This window comes from Thioalkalivibrio sp. ALE28, assembly GCF_000377425.1.
In the GTDB taxonomy this organism is placed as follows: Bacteria; Pseudomonadota; Gammaproteobacteria; order Ectothiorhodospirales; family Ectothiorhodospiraceae; genus Thioalkalivibrio.
In genome coordinates, this window is record NZ_KB898096.1 from 105,836 (window position 1) to 127,404 (window position 21,569).

At 61.3% G+C, this 21,569-nt stretch carries 8 protein-coding genes and 2 pseudogenes; 5 read left to right on the forward strand and 5 right to left on the reverse strand.

The window, feature by feature from the left end:
* Window positions 1-156: 156 nt before the first annotated feature.
* The 4 genes from D105_RS0105590 to D105_RS0105605 all read left to right on the forward strand — a co-directional run bounded on the left by D105_RS0105590 (window position 157) and on the right by D105_RS0105605 (window position 8,345).
* Window positions 157-1,893: an EAL domain-containing protein gene (locus D105_RS0105590; RefSeq protein WP_018877788.1), complete on the forward strand. Its 1,737-nt coding sequence runs from the start codon at window positions 157-159 to the stop codon at window positions 1,891-1,893.
* 320 nt (window positions 1,894-2,213) lie between these two features.
* Complete coding sequence (locus D105_RS0105595; RefSeq protein ID WP_018877789.1) at window positions 2,214-4,973, forward strand: ATP-binding protein; 2,760 nt, start codon at window positions 2,214-2,216, stop codon at window positions 4,971-4,973.
* Window positions 4,973-6,142, forward strand: a complete 1,170-nt coding sequence (locus D105_RS0105600) for an FIST signal transduction protein (protein ID WP_018877790.1) — start codon at window positions 4,973-4,975, stop codon at window positions 6,140-6,142. The genes D105_RS0105595 and D105_RS0105600 overlap by 1 nt, the downstream gene beginning before the upstream one ends.
* Window positions 6,135-8,345, forward strand: coding sequence for an ATP-binding protein (locus D105_RS0105605; protein WP_018877791.1), 2,211 nt, complete (start codon window positions 6,135-6,137; stop codon window positions 8,343-8,345). The genes D105_RS0105600 and D105_RS0105605 overlap by 8 nt, the downstream gene beginning before the upstream one ends.
* A 168-nt stretch (window positions 8,346-8,513) precedes the next feature.
* On the opposite strand, the pseudogene D105_RS0105610 reads toward D105_RS0105605, so the two are convergent.
* The 5 genes and pseudogenes from D105_RS0105610 to D105_RS0105640 all read right to left on the reverse strand — a co-directional run.
* A pseudogene (locus tag D105_RS0105610) lies at window positions 8,514-9,457 on the reverse strand (IS3 family transposase); the annotation flags it as partial.
* Window positions 9,431-9,673: pseudogene (locus tag D105_RS15370) on the reverse strand (transposase); the annotation flags it as partial. The pseudogenes D105_RS15370 and D105_RS0105610, both read right to left, overlap by 27 nt.
* A 104-nt stretch (window positions 9,674-9,777) precedes the next feature.
* Window positions 9,778-11,565 (reverse strand): hypothetical protein, encoded by a 1,788-nt coding sequence (locus D105_RS0105620; RefSeq protein ID WP_231366844.1) that lies wholly within the window; start codon window positions 11,563-11,565, stop codon window positions 9,778-9,780.
* Between the two features lie 605 nt (window positions 11,566-12,170).
* The gene (locus D105_RS0105635; protein ID WP_018877796.1) at window positions 12,171-14,639 is read right to left on the reverse strand and encodes an AAA family ATPase; all 2,469 of its coding nucleotides are present in this window, start codon (window positions 14,637-14,639) and stop codon (window positions 12,171-12,173) included.
* Between the two features lie 206 nt (window positions 14,640-14,845).
* A complete protein-coding gene (locus D105_RS0105640; protein WP_081619278.1) occupies window positions 14,846-15,355 on the reverse strand; it encodes a polymer-forming cytoskeletal protein in 510 nt (169 codons plus the stop codon).
* Window positions 15,356-16,861: 1,506 nt separating this feature from the next.
* On the opposite strand from D105_RS0105640, the gene D105_RS15185 reads away from it, so the two are divergent.
* Window positions 16,862-21,553, forward strand: a complete 4,692-nt coding sequence (locus tag D105_RS15185; RefSeq protein ID WP_196801062.1) for a hypothetical protein — start codon at window positions 16,862-16,864, stop codon at window positions 21,551-21,553.
* Window positions 21,554-21,569 lie beyond the last annotated feature (16 nt).

The following is a 21,569-nucleotide window of genomic DNA, read 5'->3' on the forward strand; positions in this document are numbered from 1 at the left end:
CGTACGCGCCCGCATGCGTACCCGACAGTCTTCCGAGACAAGGCGGGTCCTGCAACAGTGGTGGGCCTACCCAGCCGTTCATGCTGGAGGTGGCCCGCATCTCGCGAGCGTCCCGATCCCGCTAGGGGCCTCGGAGATATGGATGGAGACAAACTAGTGATCGAACACGTACTCGTCGTGGATGACTCGACGGAGACCACCGAGGAAATCATGGCCACCCTCGTGCGGCTTGGGGTCAAAAGTTATGCAGCGAATGACCTCAGCGCGGCCACCCGCCTCCTTAAGCGGACCCGAATCGACCTTGTACTGCTCGATCTCCGCCTCGGGAACGAAAACGGTCTGGACCTGCTACCCAGGGTAGCGGCTCTGCCCCGCGTGCCACCCCCGGTTGCCTTCGTATCCGGCCTGGACCCCGATATTCTGGTCAGCGCCGAGGATGCCGCGCGGCGCGCACGGCTGCCGGTTGCCGGACACCTGGCCAAACCCCTCGGACGGCAGCAGCTTGCGCAACTGCTTGACTCGGTTTCGCAGCGGCCGCTTCCGGAACATGTCGAGCCCCCACCAGTAGAGCCCATGTCCATGGCAGCCATGGAGCGCGCCCTGGAACAAGGCTGGTTGGTACCCTTCTTTCAGCCTCAGTATGACCTTGTGGACGGAACATTGAGCGGTTTCGAGGCGCTGGCGCGCTACCTCCCGCCAGACCGCCCCGAACCCGTCGGTCCGGCCGCCTTTGCGGTCTATCTTGATTCCGAACGTTTCGCCTGGTCGATCTTCGAGTCAATCGCATGTCAGTCGCTCGATCTCTTCACGCGCGTGAACCACGGCGACCCGCATACCCGCCTCAGCATCAACCTGCCCGCGGAAATCTTTGCCGACCCCCGCTTCCCGGGAGAGCTGATTCGCTGGTGCCGCGACCGCGCATTTCCGCACGACCGTCTTGTACTCGAGTTGACCGAAACGCGCCTCAATCTGACCCCCGAACAGCGTATGGGCCTATCCAAGGCCCGCATTTCCGGCTTTGAACTGTCCCTGGACGACTTTGGAAGCGGCGCCTCGAATCTGGACCGCCTGGCCCAGCTGCCATTCACCGAGGTCAAGATTGATGCGTGGTTCCTGCTTCATGGTGAGGACGAAGGGCGTAACCATCACCTTCTCGGCGATATTGCCCGCCTCTGTCGTCAGCGGAATATCCGTACGGTCGTGGAAGGGGTCGAGGATTCCGCCCTCCTGGAGCTCGCCATCCGCGACGGTTTTAATGTCGGGCAGGGGTATCTCTTCGGTCGACCGATGCCTGCCGAGGATGCATCCAGCCTGCCGCTGAAACGCGACGAAATCGCCAACCTGCGAACTATCACCATCAATAACGGATCGTCCCGTGCGGCCCACGATCCGGTACTCTCGCAGGACGAGTTGGCACTCCTGAACAGCCTGTGGGATGAAGCCGCATCACCGGAGCAGCCGGGCGCCACCGAATTGACCGCATCGCATCGCAGCGATCCCTCGCAGCCCTGGTGTCTGATTGTCGAAGACGATCAAGAAGTCCGTGAAGAGATTGTCATCACCCTCAAACAGGAGGGACAGGCATGCTGGACGGCCGAGTCTCTCGAAGATTGCCGCTGGACCCTGCGCAACATCGACTCCATCGGCGTCATCTTCCTCGACCTGTGCCTGCCCGACGGGAACGGACTCGAAATCCTCGACCCGCTTTTCAAGGCGGAGTACGGACAGGCTCCTGCGGTCGTGGTGCTGACCGGACACGGATCCCCCGAAATCAAGCGTTTTGCGCAACGCGCGGGCGCGACACTTTATCTGGACAAACCCGCGAGCGCGATCCAGATCCGTCAGGCGTTCTACGCGGCGCTTGCCCAGTATCGAACTCAGCTGAGCGCTTAGGGCAGGCGGATTATGCACTGGCTCGACTTGGCAACCCGGCCGTCCCGGGACCCAGCACCTCGCGTATCGGGAATTGATCCTGCCTCCCGGTATTCCGGGATCACCGGCGCAACACCGCGCCGTGCCAAAGCGAATTCCTACCCGACAAACGACTGGATGGTTTCTGGCGAACACCCGCCGTTGATGCGGCCGCCCCGCGAGAACACCATGCCGCCGTCTCGGACAAAATGCCGACAGGGGTGTCGCTACAGCCTGTTGTTACCCCAAAGCTGCGGGACTCGCGCGCAGCGTCAACCGCGTCTGCGTAAGGACACCAACTAATGGCGCAATCGGACGTCCGGCTCGGCCGATACCACCACCTGGCAGTTGCGGCTGGCCTGGCTTTAGCCGGCCACCTGATCAACTGGTTGCCCATTCCGCTTGGCTACGGTCTCGATCTGCTGCCCGGCCTCGTTTTCGCGTATATCGCATTGCTGCTGCTCGGCCCAGCCTGGGCACTGTTCGTTGTTGCCGTCAGCGTAATCCCTAGCTACTGGCATTGGGGAGTCCCCTGGCCCGCGATGGTCATCTCACTGGAGGTACTGATCGTCGGCCTACTGGCCCGGCGCTATCCAGCGATCCCGCTCGCCTTCTGGGTCGCAATCTTCTGGGTTGTTATGGGGACGCCCACCTGGCTGGTCCTGAATACACTGCTGATCCAGCTCGACCTGATCTCGATCGCGCTGATCGTGATTAAACAGGCAATCAACGGCATGCTCGCGGCCTCGATCGCCGCTTTGCTCGTGTTCGCGTCCGGTAGCGGCACTCACATTGTGGACCGTCAGGCGCGCACAGCCGTGTACTCCATGCATCACGTACTGATCAATGTGCTGGTTATCCTGTTCGTTATCCCCATTACGTTGCTCGCGGTTCTTCAGGGCCATCAGCTGCGCAAGACGGTTCAGGAAACCCTGTATCAGAACCTCGCGCACGGTCTTGATATGCTCGAACACCACGTGCAAACCGCCGCCCAGAGAGAGATCTCGGAGTTGCACCTCCAAGTTACCAGCATGCCCAACCCGGATCTGTCCTCCCTAAACCCCGATCCGGCCCGTGCACGCGGCGCCCCGGCACCACAAACGCTGCTCTGCCCAGCCGATGACGGCTCCGGTGCAGCTCGCCCACCAAGCTCTCAGCAAGCTTCCGATACGGCGCTTGAACAGGCGATCTGCAACTGGGCCCACGAAAAGCCCACCGGCGTCCGACTACATATCGCAGCTCCTGACGCAGACGCGCGACTGATCGTCTGGCGCACCCTTGATTTCAAGACCGATGGACAGCGGGTTGCCTTCACCCACGCCACGCCCGCCGAGTTATTCCGGCGCAATACCGTGGCGCCCCCGGTCAAGGACAACACCGAGCTCGCGCTTCGAAAACACGACGGCACAAGTGTCTATCTCCTCGGAAACAACGAGGCCACCGAAGTCATGGATTCAAGGGATTCGAGTCTGTGGAGCCGCATCGTCACCCACCAGGAACCCGTCTACCAATGGCCGGACGACCGCCCCGGCGAAAGCGCCATGCACCAGTGGTCCGGATTGACGCTCTGGCTGGCGCGGCCCTCGACCGCGATCCCGGGCAGCCTGCTCACCGCGACGTTGACTCCGGCCGCGGCCGTCGCATCCTACCGCGACTCGCTACTGACCCAGCTGACGATCCTGATGGTCATACTGGCGGCCGGCTTCGCTCTGATTCTTGGGATAAAGCGCGCATTCCGACAGGAAATCCAGCCCCACATCGACGCGGTCCTGGGCCTCGATGGAAATCAGGTGATTCCAGGCATTCCGTCGCGATTCATAGAAACGCATTTGCTGAACCAGTACCTGCGGCGAATGTCGCGCAAAATCCAGAGAACGACTCAGCGCTCACAGCGTGATGCCCGGCGGTTGGTTCGCCTGGTACGGAATGCCCCGGTGATCATCTGGGCCGGCCGGTTCGGCTCTGAGCGTACGATCGACCTGACCTTCGTCAGCCCCTCCGCTCGCCGGCTCACGGGGCACAGCGACTTTCCCGACACCGACAGCTGGCTGGAAATGGTCCACCCCGGGGATCAGGCCGCGGCCCGCGCGATGATTGGCCGCCTTTACAATGAAGGGTACGCCTCCTGCGAATACCGCCTGGGCGACCCAACGGGCCACTACACCTGGGTCTATGAAGAGGCCTCGCGCCTGGACGATCTCGAAGACGGCGAGGACGAAGTGATTGGCCTGACTGTGGACATTTCACGGATCAAGGCCACCCAGGAGCAACTGGTCAGGAACGCCAAGATGGCCACCCTGGGCGAGATGGCCACGGGAATGGCGCACGAACTCAACCAGCCGTTACAGGTCATCCAGCTTGCATCCGACAACGCGCGCGAATCGCTTTCTCCCGAGATGCCCGCCGAAACCGTCGACTACGTGCGCGCCCGGCTCGACCGCATCGCCCAACAAGCGGAGCGCGCCGCCGCAATCATCAACGACATGCGCGTGTTCGGACGCAGTCAGAAGAGTGAGGCACGGCAGGTTGCGATCGATTCCGTCGTCGATCACGTGCTCAGGCTGATCGGTCAGCAGATCAAGGCCCGAGGAATTGAAATCGTCGTGGATCATCAGCAACCTCGAGGTATCGTTGACGCCAAACGCACCGATCTCGAGCAGACGCTGGCCAACCTACTGACAAACGCACGGGATGCAATCGACGCCCGCCAGCAGCGCCGCCGCGACGATGAGCTCGGCTTTTTCGAGGGGCTCATACGGATCCGGACGTGTATCGATGACGAACGGCGGACGACTATTCTGGAGGTCGAGGATAACGGCGGCGGTATCCCCGAAGAGCACCTCGAGCACGTATTCGAACCATTCTACACAACCAAGGGCGAGACGCACGCAACGGGTCTGGGTCTTACCCTGGCCTTCGGCGTCGTACATGACCTCGGGGGCCAGATGGATCTCCGGAACACCGATCAGGGAGTGCGAATCACGGTCGCCCTGCCGTGCCACTCGATCGCCAACGATGGTGATCCGAACACCGGCGATCCGGAGCAAGCGGGTACCCCGTAATGACCGCCACCTTGAGCACCTTTACCACCGCAGGCCACACCCTGGACGCGCTGCGCGATACCGTCCGGACCGCCCTCGCGGGTCAACCGCCCGCCGGGTTGCTCATCATGACCGCGCAGGGTAACGATTACCTGCCGGAGGATATGGATGACCTCCTGCAATCGCTTCGGGTCCCGCTCCTGGGCGCTGCTTTTCCCGCCTTGATTTGGTCGGCGTCGGTGCACCACACCGGGGCTCTGGTCGTTCGGCTACCGGTTACGCCGCGGGTCGAGCTCTATCCACTGGGTAACGCGGCGTCGCACACAACCGACCGATACGCCGACCAGGCCCCGCATCCATCAATCGGCGAGGCCTCCGAGACAGGCGCCCAGATCCTGCTGACCGACGTCTATTCCAATCATCTCAATGGATTTCTCGAGACCTACTTCGAGCGACACGGTGCTGACCTTCACGCCATCGGGGCGGCAGCCGGAATACCCACTGCCGGAGCCAAGAACGCGGTCTACACCAACACCGGCACCCATCGCCACGTGGTCGTTGCGGCCACGCTGGGGCTGCGCCTCGCGACAGCCACCCGCCACGGGTTCTACCCCATCTCCCCCAGCCTGCGGGTGACAGCCGCCCAGGGCGACGTCATCGAAACCATCGAATCCAGCCCGGCTTTTCCGACCTACAGTCGCGTGGTCGCCGACCAGGCCGGGGCCCGCATCTTGCCGGACCAGGTTGCCGAACGCGCGGGACATTACCCGCTGGGGGTATGCGTCCTCGGCCGCGAGCCACTCATACGCGACCCTATTGCAGCGACCGAGCACGGGGGGTTGCGCGTACTCGCGGAGATCCCGACGGGATCCTATGTTCAGGTTTTTACCGGGGATCGCGACAGTCTGGTGGGCGCCGCGAAGGATGCCGTATCGGATATCGAGGACGCCTGTACCGATACCCCCGGAACGATGATGATTTTCGACTGCATCAGTCGGACCCAGATCCTCGGTGAGCAGTATCCACGTGAGATGGATGTGCTCTCGGACCATCCCACTGCCTTTGGGGCGATCACGGGTGGAGAACTCGCATACGCGGGCGTCGGCTTTCCCGAGTTTCTCAACAAGACCATCACCCTCGGTTACTTCTCGCAGCGTTTGGCACCGGCAAAGGTGGCCAAAGATGATTGAACGCGAGACCGAAGCGCATGCCTTGTTGCAAATATCGCTCGCGGTCGGCCGCAGCCTTGACCTGGGCGAGATGCTGGGCCACGCGCTGATCAAACTGGTTCGCACGGTCAATATCTCGGGTGCAATCGTCCTCGAGCGCAGCCCTTCAGCACAGGCGGACGCAGTGCAATGGACCCCCGTCCGTTCCATGCCGCGCGGGCTTGAGCACAAAAAACGGTGGCGCGCGGTGCTCCGTTCGCCCCAGCTCCAGTATCACTTCGAGCCTTCGACGCCCCTGCAGCCACCGTCCTTTTGCAAAGTGAATGGCGACGGCCAGTTCATCGTGTTCGAGCTTCCGGAGTTCGGTGCCATCGTCATCGGTGACTCGCCGCAATCCCTGCCAGACTCCTTCTGGGAGTCGTTTCGCACCATCGCCACGCGCCTGAGTGACGCATGCATGGCATGTCGGAAGAACGAACAACTGGCCCGGCGCCAGGCACAGGAATCCCTTCTGATTCGCTGGTCACTGGAACTCGCCCGGGCACCCCAGGATGCCCTGGAAGGCGTTCTTGAGGACAGCTTTTATGCGGTGGCCCTTGCCCTGCGGGCGGATGAAGCCACCCTCTGCCTGAACGCTGACGCCCCCACACTCTGCACGCCCGCTGTTCACTGGAGCACGGCGGACCGCTCACGAACCGAGCGACACGACGCTCGTCGATTGCCCGTCATCATCCCGGCAACGGATCAGGACCCGACCGGCCCCAGGTATGCGGAACATATCGCGTCTGAATCCGGGCTGGACTCACCCTACACCGCTCTTGCCAACCGCGGCATTCGCTCACATGTCACCATCCCGCTCGCCAGCGCAGTCGGAACGCTGGGTTTTGTGACGCTCAACTGGCGCTCGCCAGCCTATAACGGACAGCGGCCCGACGAGAACTTCCTGAGACTGATTGCCAATCTGTTCACCAGTGCGAAACTTCGTCTGGATCAACAATCCCGATTACAGGCGCTCGAACTCCAGCTGCGCGCGGAGTCTCGCTCCGCGTTGTCTCTGGCCAAAAAAGCCGAGAAGGCAAATCACGCAAAATCGCGGTTTCTTGCTGTGGTCAGCCATGAGCTGCGAACCCCCCTGAGCAGTGCCCTTCCAACCCTGGAACTTCTGGCGGATACGCAGCTCGATGCCAACCAGCGCGCGCGTGTGGACACACTGCTGCGCGCCACTAACCATCTGAACCAGATCGTCAACGATCTTCTCGACATCAGCGCGATCGAGAACGATACGATCGAGCTGCAGGAGTCCCCCGCCCATTTGCCGACCCTGCTGCGAGAGCTTGTCGACCAGATGGCGGCAATGGCCGGTGACAAAGGCAATCAGCTCTTGGTCGAGATCGACCCCGAACTGCCGGATTCTATCTACCTCGATCAGCGTCGCTTCAGACAAATCCTGTGGAACCTGCTCGGAAATGCGCTCAAGTTTACCCGCGACGGCACTATTTCCCTGAATGCGGCCGCGACCGGAATAACCATGCACGACCACGCTTCCGGAAGGCTGCAAATCAAAGTCAGTGACACCGGCGAAGGCATCCCTCAAAGCGATCAGGAACGGCTTTTCGAACCGTTCTACCAGGCTCACAAAAATCGCCAGAAGCCAAAGGAGGGAATCGGACTGGGGCTCGCAATCGTGGACGGCCTGGTCAGAGCGATGGGTGGTGTCCTCGACTTCGACAGCACCCCGGGACGCGGGAGCACGTTCCATTTCGACCTGCCACTAAAACCCGTGGGCGATTCCGAGCCAGCCTCTCCGGCACCCTCCCGCCCGCACACGCAGGCCGTCACGACGCCGGATGACACCCGCATTCTTCTGGTCGACGACGATGTCGACGTACGCGAAGCCGCCGAAGATACCCTGCGTCAGCTCGGATACGACGTATCCGTGGCCACGGACGGACAGCAGGCCTGCGAGCGGATCGCACTCCAGGACTACGACCTGATCCTGATGGACTGTCGCATGCCGGTAAAAGACGGCTTCCAGGCAACGCGCGAGATCCGCGGAACGCTACAGGAACAGCCACACCGACCGCGTCCGGTGATCGTTGCGCTCACAGCGGCTGTGATGAACGATGATCGCGACGAGTGCCTGGCGGCCGGGATGGACGATATCCTGCCCAAACCCTACAACCGCCAGCAACTCAAGGAAATTCTGGCGCGTTGGATCGCGTAAGCCGGTCCAAACGACGATCTTTGCAAGGGCACTCCGGCATCCTCTGCTCCCACACGCTCCTTGCCAACATGACAATCGAGATGTCCGTGCCGCGGCGTTGGATCATCACAGACCGTCGATGCCGGGACGCGCCACACTATTCTGGTCAAGTGAGAACGGACACCCATTCTAAGCAACAGCCTTCGCCCACTCCCGCGGGGTGAGTTGGCCCAGGGCCGTGTGGGGTCGGACGCTGTTGTACTGCATTTCGATGTACTCCACGACATCCAGTCGGGCGGCCTCGCGGGTACGGTAGGTCCGGGCGTCGGTCCATTCGCTTTTCAGCGCGCCGAAGAAGCGCTCCATCACCGCGTTGTCCCAGCAGTTGCCCTTGCGGCTCATGGAGGGCACGAAGCCCAACGCATCCAGCCGTTCCTGGTAGCGCGTGGCGGCATACTGGCTACCCTGATCCGAGTGATGGATGAGCCCCGGCGCCGGTCGCCGGTGCCGGACCGCCATCTCCAGCGCCTCCAGGGTCAGCTCCACCGGCATGCCGTCGGCCAGGGCATAACCGATGACCTGGTGGTCATACAGGTCCAGGATCGCCGCCAGATAGACCCAGCCTTCGAAGGTCCACAGCGCCGTGATATCGGCCACCCAGACTTCGTTGGGCCTCTCGGCCCGGAACTGGCGCCGCAGGACGTTCGGGGCCACCGGCAGGCGGTGCTGACTGTCCGTCGTCGAGATCCACCGCCGACGGCGCTGCTGACACTCGATACCAGCTTCCCGCATCAGGCTGCGGGCCCGGTGTCGTCCCACGGCAAAGTCCCGTTGGCGCAGCTCATATGCCATCCGACGGCTCCCCGCCCGGTGGCGTAAGTGCTGGTCCACCGAACGCACATGCCACAGCAGCTCGGCCTGTACCGGATCGGCCGCGTCCCCGCGCTGGCGCCATTGGTAGAACCCACTCCGGGAGACCCGCAGCGTCCGACACAGCAGGGTCACCGCATGGTTCGCCTTCTCCGCCTCGATGAACCGATATCTCAGCCCGACTCGTTGGCGAAGAAGGCCGCCGCCTTTTTTAGGATGGCGCGCTCTTCCCGAAGCCGCCGATTCTCCTCGCGCAGCCGCCGCAGCTCCTGTTCCTGACCGTTCGAGGCCGGCTCAGTAACGGCTTCGCCGGCCGCCTTGCGCCGCGCCTCACGCTGCCAGCGGGACAGCATGCTCCGGTTGATCCCGAGCCGCCGGGCCGCCTCCGTACAGCCATAGTCCTGGCTCTCGACCATCGCAATCGCGTTGGCCTTGAACTCCCGGCTGTATCGCGCTCGTCTCTGCTTGCTCACATTCACCTCCAGTTACCCATCTAGTGTGGCTTAACTGGGGTGTCCGCTGTCATTGGACCACTTCACACCGGGGCCGCACGGCATTCAACATTGCGTCTGGCAAAGCCTTGTCATTCGTTGCGCACGGAAAGCACGCCATACTGCTGCGCGGAACGCCGGAAGACCGTGTTGCCAGTGGCGCGCTCGTATACCGTAAGCGTGAGCAGCAGGCTGGGGCTGCTGTTTTGCGCCTGAATACGAAACGTCTCGCGCAAGGGGATATTCAGCCCGGCACGGCCTTCTCTTCCCGCCCGATTCAATTCATGAACGGCATACATCCGGTAATCGTCACCATTCTCGAGCTCGAGCGTGGTCGTGGACGCCATCCGCCCTCCGTTGAAACATGCCGCAATCGCCGTGTGCGCCCCCTGCAACCCACATGACAAAACGGCATAGAACGGATACTCGCGTTGCAGTCGCGTCTGCGCCGCCTCCCTTCGGCGGGCCTCCTGCTCCGCTCGGCGTTGCGCTTCCAGGCGCCGCTGTTCTCGCGCCTGTAACACCGTGACCCCCTGGTCCCGAGCTTCGTCGCGATCCTTGAGGTACTGGATCGCGCCCGCCACCGACAGGTCCGCCTCCGTCAAATAGCCGGATTGGAGGATTTCTTCCCGCAGCTGCGAGTAGGCGGGTTCTCGGTTGTACCCGCGATCTCGCAAAATCGCCAGCTGCCCATGCGAGATCTCCTCGGGCCAGTCCAGGACGAACTCGAGCTCCGCATAGGATTCGTAGCCTGACCGGGTCGCATACCGCTCCCACAGTTCCTCCACTTCGACCAGCTGCCCCAAGTGGACTTCTGGCCGGGGGATCTCACGATAGTGACCACGCTGTTCCAGCGCCGTCTGGAGTTTCACGATATCGGCTGAAAAGCCCACAAAGATGTTGCAGGACCCCTCGCTCCGCCAGCCCCTCTCGCGGAGTGCCGCGAGTTGCGCATCCGCGTCCTTGTAAAGGTCATCCAGCGAGTCATACACCCTCTCGAACCCCATGATGTCTTCTGGCTCAAGCAGCAGATGCGCAGGCGAATACCGCTCCCACTCAGAAAATTCGCTCGCCAGGGCTTCGCTGAGCATATCCTCGCCCAGGCTGCGATAGCCCCGGACCGCCATTGCATCATGCCCGCTCGTGGACAGCGCGCACACGTTCTGGCGATAGAAGCCATCGCCGGTCCGACGCCGATCATCCGCGGCGAAGCTCTTGTGCCGCTGGTTCCAGGAGAAGAACAGCGAACCTACGGTCTCGCGGGCATTTTCCGCAGCCAGCAGGGTGTAACGCGCCGAGCGGGCCTCAGCCCGAGCGACACGATCCGCGCGGCGCTCGTCGATGGCCATCGAGGCATCGCGCAGCCTCGAGAAGGACCAGGAGGCCAGAATTTCGTATCGCGCCGATCTCTTGTACGCGGGGAGTTCCAGAATCGGTTCGTACAGATAGCGGGGAGCCACCATCAATTCGGATTGGGTGCCACTGCAATCATGTCGCAGCCGGACCTCCCGATCTTTCGGATTCAAAAAATCGTCCAGGGCCTCAAAGACGGCGCTATCAAGATGGTTGACCCCATTGGCCCGATAGACCGAACGAACGGCCAGTGGGGGATGCGTACGACCCCATTGGTCGAATACTTCATGAAGTACGTATGGATCGGCGCCACCGGAACGCGAAACATGCGCAGGAAGATCCGTTAGATCATGCAGATACAAATCACAGTATTCGAGCCATTCCTCTCCGTCCCGGGGAGTGTTCCTCACCAGGTTGCCCTCGATATCCCGACGAAACGGGGCGGGCCTCTGCCTGCTGTAATCGATGTCGCGGGTGGTTCGGGCGAGGATCATGATGTCCAGGGCTCGCCAATCTTCTTCCGCCAAGATCAGCGAATCGGATCGCTCCGCGGAGGCCGATTCCCCGGGCTGGTGGTCCGTCGTTGCCAGGCAGCCACTCAGCATTACCAGCGGTAGCAAAAGCGCTAGGTAAACACGGAACCGATTCGCAGTCATCATCAGCCACACTTGAACACTACCCCGCCGTGCTCATAGAAAAAACGGATCCTGATCAGCAGCGAGCGTGAGCCGTGCTCAAGGCCGTGCGGGCCCGGGGCGCCAGCCTCCCGCGGCTCCGTCATCCCGGAAACTGCGCAACGGTTATCCGGGATCTCCACGGTATGGAGCACCCGTGCGTTGGGGCTGGACCAGCGTGTGGCGAACCCGGCTCTTCGCTGCGCTACAGCCGGGATGACGCTCGTTGCTAATCGGGAAACGGACCCAGACCCATACATGCGTCCATACACGCGCTCGTACCCCGTGTTTCGCCAAACCCGACGCGACATGCAGCGGCTCGAGGTCCTGATCGCTCGATTCCGAAGGATTCGGAGTGTGGCAACACGACCGTCCGCCTGGGCAGACCGGCGTCTCGCCCTTCCATACCGGGGTACCCGGACCATGACGAGCATGACGAGCCGGTCGCTCGAAATCGGCTAGCCAGCCACCCGGGCAGCAGCCTGCTGCGAATGCTGAGCGTGTGCCTCAAGCAAAACCACGCGGTACAGTTCACGCGTGAACGCATAACGCGTCACACCCAGGCGCACGGTCTCGCGCACAATCCCCATCTCCATCAGCCGCGCGAGGTGCGCCAGGACTCCCTCGACACCGGCTTGGTCGCAATCCGCCTGCTCGCGAAGCTCGTCCAGGGTCGCGAAGCCCTCAATCTGCGCTAACACAACGGCCGTCGAAAACGCGTCCCCTACGCCATCGACGTGTTCGGCCAGCAAGTCATGTACGCCAGGCGGAATGGTCAAGCGCGTCGACAACTCCCCGGGGGGATTCGACAAGGCCAGCTGTTCAAGAATCAACGGGCTCCCGCCGGCCAGATCCAGGCAACGCCGGACATTACGGCCCGGGTCGCCCCACTCCTCGGCGATCCAGGGCAGGATGTCTTCCATCTGGCCAAGGGTGAGCTCGGGCAACTGAAGTGGGTGACAGGACGCCAGAAGCTCCGGATCGATGTCTTCCTTGCGCGCGGTCGTCAGGATCAGGCGCGGCGGTTGCCCTCGCAGTCGGGAGGCCAGCCGTGCCAACCACTGCATCGTCTGCGCGTCCACTCGCTCGACATCCTCCACGACGATCACCCCGCCGCGATACAGAAACAGGTCCAGCAAGGTTTTCGCGGCATGCTCGAGGCGTTCCCTGGGCGACAGGTTCCGGGGCAGATTGTCGCTGGGCTCCCCGGATGGTTCGAACAGATCAGCGACTAGCGCCAGATCCGAATTTGGCACGTACACCTTGGCCCCCATTTGCCGCCGTAGCCAGATCCGCAGTCGCCCTAGCACCTCCGACCAGTCGGCATCCTCGTCGATCGCCGCCTGCTGCCGTATCGCCGTCACAAACGGGTGGAAGGGCAGATTGCCGGCACCCGGCTCACCGCGAAGCTCGAACCAGTCGCCGGCATGCCCGTCCATCTGGTTCCAGAGCTCCGTCAACAAGCGCGTCTTGCCGGCACCGCGAGGCCCTTCTACCAGCATGGCACCTCCGAGGGGCTCGACGCCTCGCGCATAGCCCCGCAGTTGTCGGAACTCGCGTTCCCGACCCACCAGGGGGTATATCGCCGCATGAGCCACCAACCCCCGCCGGGGCGCGCCAAGCCGCGTGAGGCGCGCACCCGGAACCGAAGACACCCCGACCGCGGGCTCGACCTCCACCAGCGTCATCTCAAAGGCGCGAAACTGATCCCCCGCGACACGCGGCCCCACCAACACCTCGCCTGGACCCGCCTCGTGCGCCAGACCACGCGCGACCATGGCCGCCAGCCCCTCGACCTCCGTTGCCGCGAACGACTGAAGCGTCACTTGCCCGTGTTCCACCCCGATACCGGAGTGCGGCAGCCAGTCATCCAACTCACGGGCTGCATGCAAGGCCTCTCCCAGCGCCTCGGCGTTAGCCCTCGGATACCCGAACAACAAGGTCGCCGAGGACGCCCGTTCACCGATCACCGGATAGGCGCCGTACCGGTCACCAAGCACCCCAATCATCTCTCGCCGCGACTGCTCGTCGAAGGAATGCGATGTCGTGTCGCTGAGGTCGACGTGTACCACGGTAACCGGCCATCGACTAGACCAACCGCCGGCCTTCCCGAAGGCAGCTCCATCAACCGCGGCCATGCCTTCGGCGGCGATTGCGTCTCCTTCGTTTCGATCCGACGCCTTTGCGGCATCGCAGCCAGAGCAGAGACTCAACAGACGCCGGACGGCCGCGCTCGCCGAACCTCCCGGTCGCGCCTGCATCCGCTCCGAGTATTTCGAGGCATCCAGCAAGGCCAACGCCTCTTCCGAGCGGGCGAGGCGCACTTTTATAAGGCGCCGCCACGCCGACTCGGCATCGGGATCAATCTCGGTCGCGCGCTGCGCAAGCTCCAGCGCGCGCGCCAGCGCCCCTTCTGCTTCCAGGACCCGGCTCGCACGCAAGGCCATCTGGAGCGCCTGTTCCCGGTATCGATCACGCAAGCGCACCAGTCCATCGCGCAATTCCGGCTCGCGGGGTGCGGGCAGGTCGCTGAGGAACGGGCCGCGATAAAGGGATACCGCCTCGCACAGAGCTTCCGCATCCGGGTTACCCGAACAAACAAAACGCGCGAATCGATCGACATCGACTTGGACGTACCGGTCACGCCGAAGCCGGATATGCTCGGATCCAACCTCGAAGGCGGCATCCGTTAGCACTCGCTTGAGTAACGTGAGCGACTGGCCCAGCGAGGACAGCGCATGATTCCGCCCGGCACGCGGCCACAGACTTACTGCCAGATCGTCGCGAGGCAAACCCTCGCGCGGCGCGGTGCAGATCCAGCCAAGCAGAAGCCGTGTCTTGACCGGACCGATTTCCTGCGCCAAGTCCACGCCGTCGACACGAACCGCAAGCTCACCCAGAAGCTGGAATTCAAGCTGCACCGTCATCGTATTTCAGATCCGTTACGCGCTGGCGCCATATCTCGCCTAGTCATCGCACGGCACGCCCCGACGTCGTTCCACGCATGGGACGCAGAAAAACAACATGACCGCGCTCCAGAACGGCCCTTGGGTTGCTTGGCATGATCCCGACCGAACGTCTCCGGAGTGAACGAACCGCAATCCGGGATGGACGGTACCTCGCCACGGGTCACTCAGCTCTTGCTGCGCTGGCGCTCGGCGCTTTGCTTCAATTGCGTGACGTTATCCGGCGTGCGCCGCTTGCTGTCGCCCTCGAACGTGCCACCGTTCTCGATCACCAGCGTGTCCGCGATGACCGTACCGGTGAATACGCCCGACGATCCGACCGTGAAACGCCCACACTCCACGGTTCCGTCGCAGCGACCTTCGATCCGGATCTCGGATGCCACCAATTCGCCCTCCGCCCGACCAGATGCCTCGATCGTCAGCAGCGAATCGCAACGGATGTTGCCCTCCACCACGCCACAAACGAACAGCTCGCCGGTAACCTCCTGGATCCCGCGAAAAACGGTACCCTCCCCGACCACCGTACAATTGCGGGGGAGCTGCTGGCGGGCAAGCGCCTCGCCGTCCGCGGTCAGCGCGGGAACCCCGCCACTCACCTGACTCATTGCCAGAAATTCATCGTCCTGATCGGCGCTCACGTCACGATCACCATTCGACCAAAAACCTCGTTTGAACATCTGCGAAACCTCCCCAGCGCAAGAGGTCTCAATCTCACACTCACTCGCCTTGCGGTCCAGCGAAAGTGGAACCGTATCGGAAACAATTCTTTTCATAATGGCCTGGTTTCGCGTTGCTGAGGTTTCCGCTTCACGACTCCGATCCAAATCGAACACACTCGTAGAACTTCTCTTACGCAGACGCGTATTTAAGGAGACGCTGATTGAATCGCGCGTCCGCGTTGGTGCCCCCCGGTTCTTCGAGACAAAGCGTTCCGAGACAAGGCGCGTCGTGCAGCGGGTAGTGGTTCTACCCGCAAGCGGCGCAACGCAGGATCGGGGAACAGGGGGCACCAGCCCCACAAGCTATTGAAAGCGGGTGCTCGGCCGCCCGTTGTTGATCAAAAACGGGCGCGCGCTCGGCATTGCAGTTCCCTTGTGCAGAGTGACTGCACGGCAGTCACCGCGCATTAAACGGACGCAAAAGCGACTCGAGCGCGGACGCACGATTAAATCAGCGTCTCCCTAGGTGTTAGGTAACGGATGATTCAATATCGCACGAGCAGGTTCCCCTGTTTCGTGCCCGGGAGTAGCTGAATACCGTGTACGGTGGCCCCACGCAGGACGAATAGCATGGCGAGTACGATCCATTCGAACGCGTGCACCACACCCCAGATCCAGCGAGCGCTGCAGAAGCGCGGCCGAGCGTGAACGATCCCGAACTGGCCCGGGGCTACGGGATTACCCGCATAACCGAGCGTAAGCGGCGCTACCGCCGGGACGTGGAAGCCGGTCCCATTGCCCGAAGCGACTGCATACCACTCTGATGATCCGGCCCAAACGGCCCCAGACCAACGGTATGGCCGAACGCTCCAACGGGCGCACCGCCGACCTGCTGCGCACCCGCCACTATCGACTTCGGTCTGCACCTGGACGACCCCCTGCGGCACTACCAGAGGCTGTACAACCATCACATCGGGTAGAAGGCGCTTGGGCATCGGACACCGGTGGAAACCCTCAAGGCCTGGCAGCATGAACGTCCCGGTTTATTTCCAATAACGAGTATATGACCACGCGAGACCTGAAACTTACTCCTCCCCAACAGCAAATTGCACTCCGAAAATGCCGAGGGAATGATCGAAGCACCGAGGCATGAACCGATGGTCGTTCCGCTTGCGCACGACGCGCTCCAGCCTTCGAAATCTCATTCCACTCCCGCGCCTAAAACGACATGTGACATCCAAGTCCCGATCCGCTAACGTCCGCCAGTGAGCAATGCATGGAATCCCGAAGGCTCGATATCATCGTGCCCCAAGCCATCCCGTAACAGAGAGGACGCATGGACGCGCCTTTTCCTAGCAGCGACTTTAGGCCACTCACTCATCGAGCCTATCTTGGGGCGTACCTACCCGGCACAGGAGGCAATCACACCATCCCGGGAGGGTCCCGTTGATTTCGTCTCCAGACCCGTGGGCTCAGTACCGAGCCATCGAATCGCCCCCCGAGCACATCGACGGCAGGGCCCAGTTGGCCGGGTATGTACTCTTCCCAATCCCAGCCACCGCCACCGGGCAAGTCGCTCACGGGGCGATTGTCGCTCGAACCATCGAGCGCATACTCCAGCAATACGGGCATCGTTTCACGGTCGAACACACGCACCTATTGACCTGTTTGTGCGATGAAATTCGTCAACTCCATGAGCACTACGTCGCTCATGATCCGCACCGGCCCTACTACGGTCTGGGTACATCGGGGAACATATTCTCTGCTCTCCATGATCACGACGCTCAACATCGCGACGTGGATGCCCTGAGATGCTGGCTCCTATCAGCGCTCTACACCTATGGTGCATCACCGGAACAGCGCGGCGTCCCGCAGTTCATCAAGCGTCTGGCAGCACACATATCCGCTACCAAGGAATCTACATCCACTACTCGCAAACTCCACGCTGCACTCGCAGCACACGGTGCGATTCCGCGAGCCGATGCCAACATCTTGGCCGATACGTTGAGTTTCCAAAAGAATCCTGCCCGAACCCTTGCCTTGCAGTCCCTGGAGGCCATCCCGTCAAGAACTCCCATCGAGCCACAGGCTCTTCGTTCGATCGAAGCCGTGCAGACGCCGGACCATGCCCGACAGGATCAACCCAACGACTTGGCGCATTCTGCTGAACGGCTGGAAGACAACATACTGCAGGAGTTGCCCGCCCCCGACAGTCGTCTGCGTTTTGGCGCGCACTTGATACCCGACACAGACGCCAGCCTCTCCGCCGAGGAGGCTAGGCTGCTCTACCACGCCCTCACCCAAGGACTCAAACGTCGATTGCATACCCGCGAAGGGGTCATCGACTTCGTTCTCGCCCTGATGCTGACCACCTCGCGCTGTGCGTCAACGGTCATCGGCGCACTGAAAGCGTTCCAGGCAGACCCTCTGGACGGAACACCGGCCCCCGGCATAACCCTTCACCTCACGGACACATACTGGGCATCGCTACGAGATAGTGAAATTGTCTACCCAAACGTCGAAAGCGTTGTCGAGTGGCAGGCAGACCACTACCCCAATCTGCGGCTTCCATACTCCAGCGACATATCTCGCTTCTTTTCGCTATTTTTTAGGTCGGACTACGACCTCGACAAAATTAGAAAACCTGCTCTCGAATCCCGAATTCGGGAACACTCCTCAACCGTACCCAGAATTAGCCAAGTCCGAATCCGGAGAACGCTCCCTGTGCTTCTCTATCAAGCCTGCGGCCACCCACGAACCAGCCAACTGGTTGCAGGGACGAATGGTTTTATTTCCGCGGCACCACTTAGCTACTATGCCCCTTTGCATGAGACCATCGTAAAACAGTACGCGGCCGCTCTGGACTTTGCAGATATAACGGTTCACACAAACGTAAACTATGCTGCGTTCCGCACCGGAGCTCCCCGTGCGGCCATCAATATCGATTTTCTCCGTGATCGATTGCATCAGACGCAAAAACGCGTCCAGGAAAGCCGTCCAAAACGCCGTACCCTCGCGAGCGCTATTACGTGGCTAACTGAACTGATGCGCCATACAGCTCTGATGTTCGCAGCCGCCACAGCCCATCGAGTGGGGTTCGGCTTGTCCCAATTCCGGATCAGCCATATCGTGGCATATTCCGATCAATCACCCGGGATTGCCTATATCGCCGACAAGCGCACTAAGGGTGATGACCGAATCGCAGTGCTCCCTCGACCTGTTCTCCACCAGATCGATCACTTGGTCTCATTGCTCGAATGGATTCGAGACGAACTCCGGATTTTCGGCACTGAACGGGAAAAACAGGCCGCACACTTCATCGACCAATCACTCAGCGGCAAATCCCCCCTGTTTTTTTCCCTCGACCCCAACGATCTTAGCCCACGGCTTCTACGCGCAGGAGATCTAGAACAACACACACAAATCCCCATAGAGATCGGGCGACTTCGTCATCTATTCGCCACTCGGATGGAAGAACTTGACGCCCCGCCTTGTGACATACAACAGCACATGGGACACCGCCACCTCGGTGAACCCTATGATGTAATCGACCCCGACGCACCTTACTCGTTCGCGGTGCGATTCGCGCCGTTCATCGAACGCTACTTGACAGACCTTCGGCTCGAGGTCGTGTCGACCAGCCACACATTGGAGGAAACCCGATCGACGTGTGACAACCTTACGGTCAGGGAGTTCTTTCAGACGTCGAACCTTGGTCGATCAGGGTCCGCATCGCCCGGCCCCAAAGCCGATGACGATGACGATGACGATGACGATGACGATGAGAATAATTTCCCCATCTCGAACATCCAGCCAGACCACTTACGTGCATACCGGATCACACGGGCGCTTGAAATGGTGCTCATTGGACTGCTCGAAAGCAGCGATCCGGAGCAGTTGGAGTCGCCCCAGGCCCAACAAGCTGCGGTCTTGCTCTGCGTCATTTGGGGGCTCACCACGGACCCCGAAATGCTCATCCGATTGCTTGATGAGGGCCATTTACGGCGGATACCAGGGGCGCCGCACGTCGCAGCTCTGATGCTTCCCCGTCTCGATGCAATCCAGGGGGTCCAGCTGCTTTCCGCGAAGCAGGCAACCGTATTTCGACTCGCCCAGACCGGAGACCACAGGCACTTAGCGAGTGATACCGGTCTCAAGGCCCTCCTCAGCCACGCGCCCGCTCGTGAAATACTCGGGCGAGGGGTCCGCCTGAAACAGATATGCTGGACCGCGAGCATGGCGCGCAGACTTACGGCTCCCGGAAATCGTGCCGCTTGGGAACGCGGAGCTCTGAAGGTGACCGGCCCACGAAGCGACCGACTCCTCGCCATGATCACGGGCCTACGAGTCACCCCTCCGGTCGAACCAGATCTGCCAACCGCCGGGCGCACGCCCTCCCGGGTCCGGACGGGCGCGGGTCCATTCGATGACTTCGTCTCCATGCGCATAGCCATCCGTCGATGGCGCGACGACCAAGTACCCCACCGCGTCCAAGCCGTGATCAAAGCCGCGGACCGACTGACCTCAATATCGCCCGCCGGCTCTATTCCGCTGCTCCTGGCCCGGGCAATCCGTCATCACATGACGACCGCAAAGCGTGCTCGAAAAATTCGCGCCTCTACCACCTATCAGTATGTCACCCAACTCAGTAACGCCGTCGAACTCGCGTTTTTTAGCGACCCGAGTGAAGATCCCCGGGACTCTACCGAGCTGATCCTCACTCACGTCTGCAGCGACTTGCGGAAGATGAAACCGGTCGCTTGGGTCCTGCGCCATAACCGCGATCACCCAGAGGACATCCCACGCGAAGTCCAGGCACTCCTGGCGGACGCTGGGGAGCTTGGGATAACCAATGCTCGCGCCGGCGATCCCATCACAGGGCCGGAGTCGGAGTGGATACTCGAGTTTCTAACTCCCGCGCCCTCACTGCAGTTGCCGGAGCGAATGAATCCCGCTCCACGGGTCATCCACTATGCAGCAACGCTACAGGCTACGTATATGCTCCGCACCGGCGAGATAACAACTCTAACCACTGACGCCCATCTCATCACTCCCCATCGGTCTTGCTTATGGGTCCATCCACGTCGCCATCAAAAACTCAAATCCGTCGCATCGAAACGCCTTGTTACAAACTCTTTAGACATCGAAAAACGACGGGAAATGGACGATTTGTATACCCGCCTGACAGGGCCAGAAGCGAAACCCAGGGCTGCACGCGATTTGCTCCCAATCCCTCAGAATCGCACGCCGCTAGACTGGCAACGGCACTACCATTCGACGTTCTCACACGTCGGAGCTCAGCTGTTCGAATCTGATGGACCGCCACCCTTTCGCTGCCACAGCTATCGACATTCGTATGCGACCCACGCCGGATACGCGATCCTACCTTCACATTTTCCGGGGCTCGAGCTACATCTACCGCGCGACTCCTCTCCCACGGCCACCGTCTCTCGACTATCACTGCGCGCACAATATCGATACATCTCGCGGCAGTTGGGTCACGGGCATCCTTGCACAACCCTCGAACACTACGATCACTCCATCCCTCTGATGACAGATGTATCCCATGGCTGGTCCGAGCCCAGCAACCGATTACTCGCAGCGTTGGTAGGGAGAAGCCCCGGGGCCTTATCGCAGGCCATGTTGCGCAAGACGCGCGCCAAGCAGCCTGAACATGCTGCAGTCATTGACGCACTCCTCCTAGATTCCCTCAATTCCGACTGGACCGTCCGTGACTTTCCGCTAGTGGCAGGCCATGAACTTCAGGCCGCCAACGACTATTACCCACCTTCGCCCATGGGCAATAGCGCCAGGCACCGCCTGACGCAATTTCTTTACACAGCCATCAGCCTACGGGAGGGCCGCTCGGATGTCGAAATCGCCAGCGCTCAGGACAGGACGGTCGGCCAAGTCTCGGCGGACCGGTCCACCCTACATTCGATCGATCAAACCCTGCGCCTCAATGTGCTTAGCGGTAGCGTTCCTGAAAGGCGGAAAAGCCGCACAGAATCCCTCACTACGCTTTTTCCGGACCTATGCCAATTGCCACGAGACAAGCTCGCCTCGCTGAGCTTGGAACTCATGACTTCAAAGCCGAACGCGGACCATATCGTTAGACGATTCCTTCCACAGACTTCAGTGATCCCAAAAATTGGACAAGTCCGCCGCAATCTTCTTATCCTAGCGACACAGTCGTATCTCACCACCACCCCATAATCCGGAGGAAAAAGTA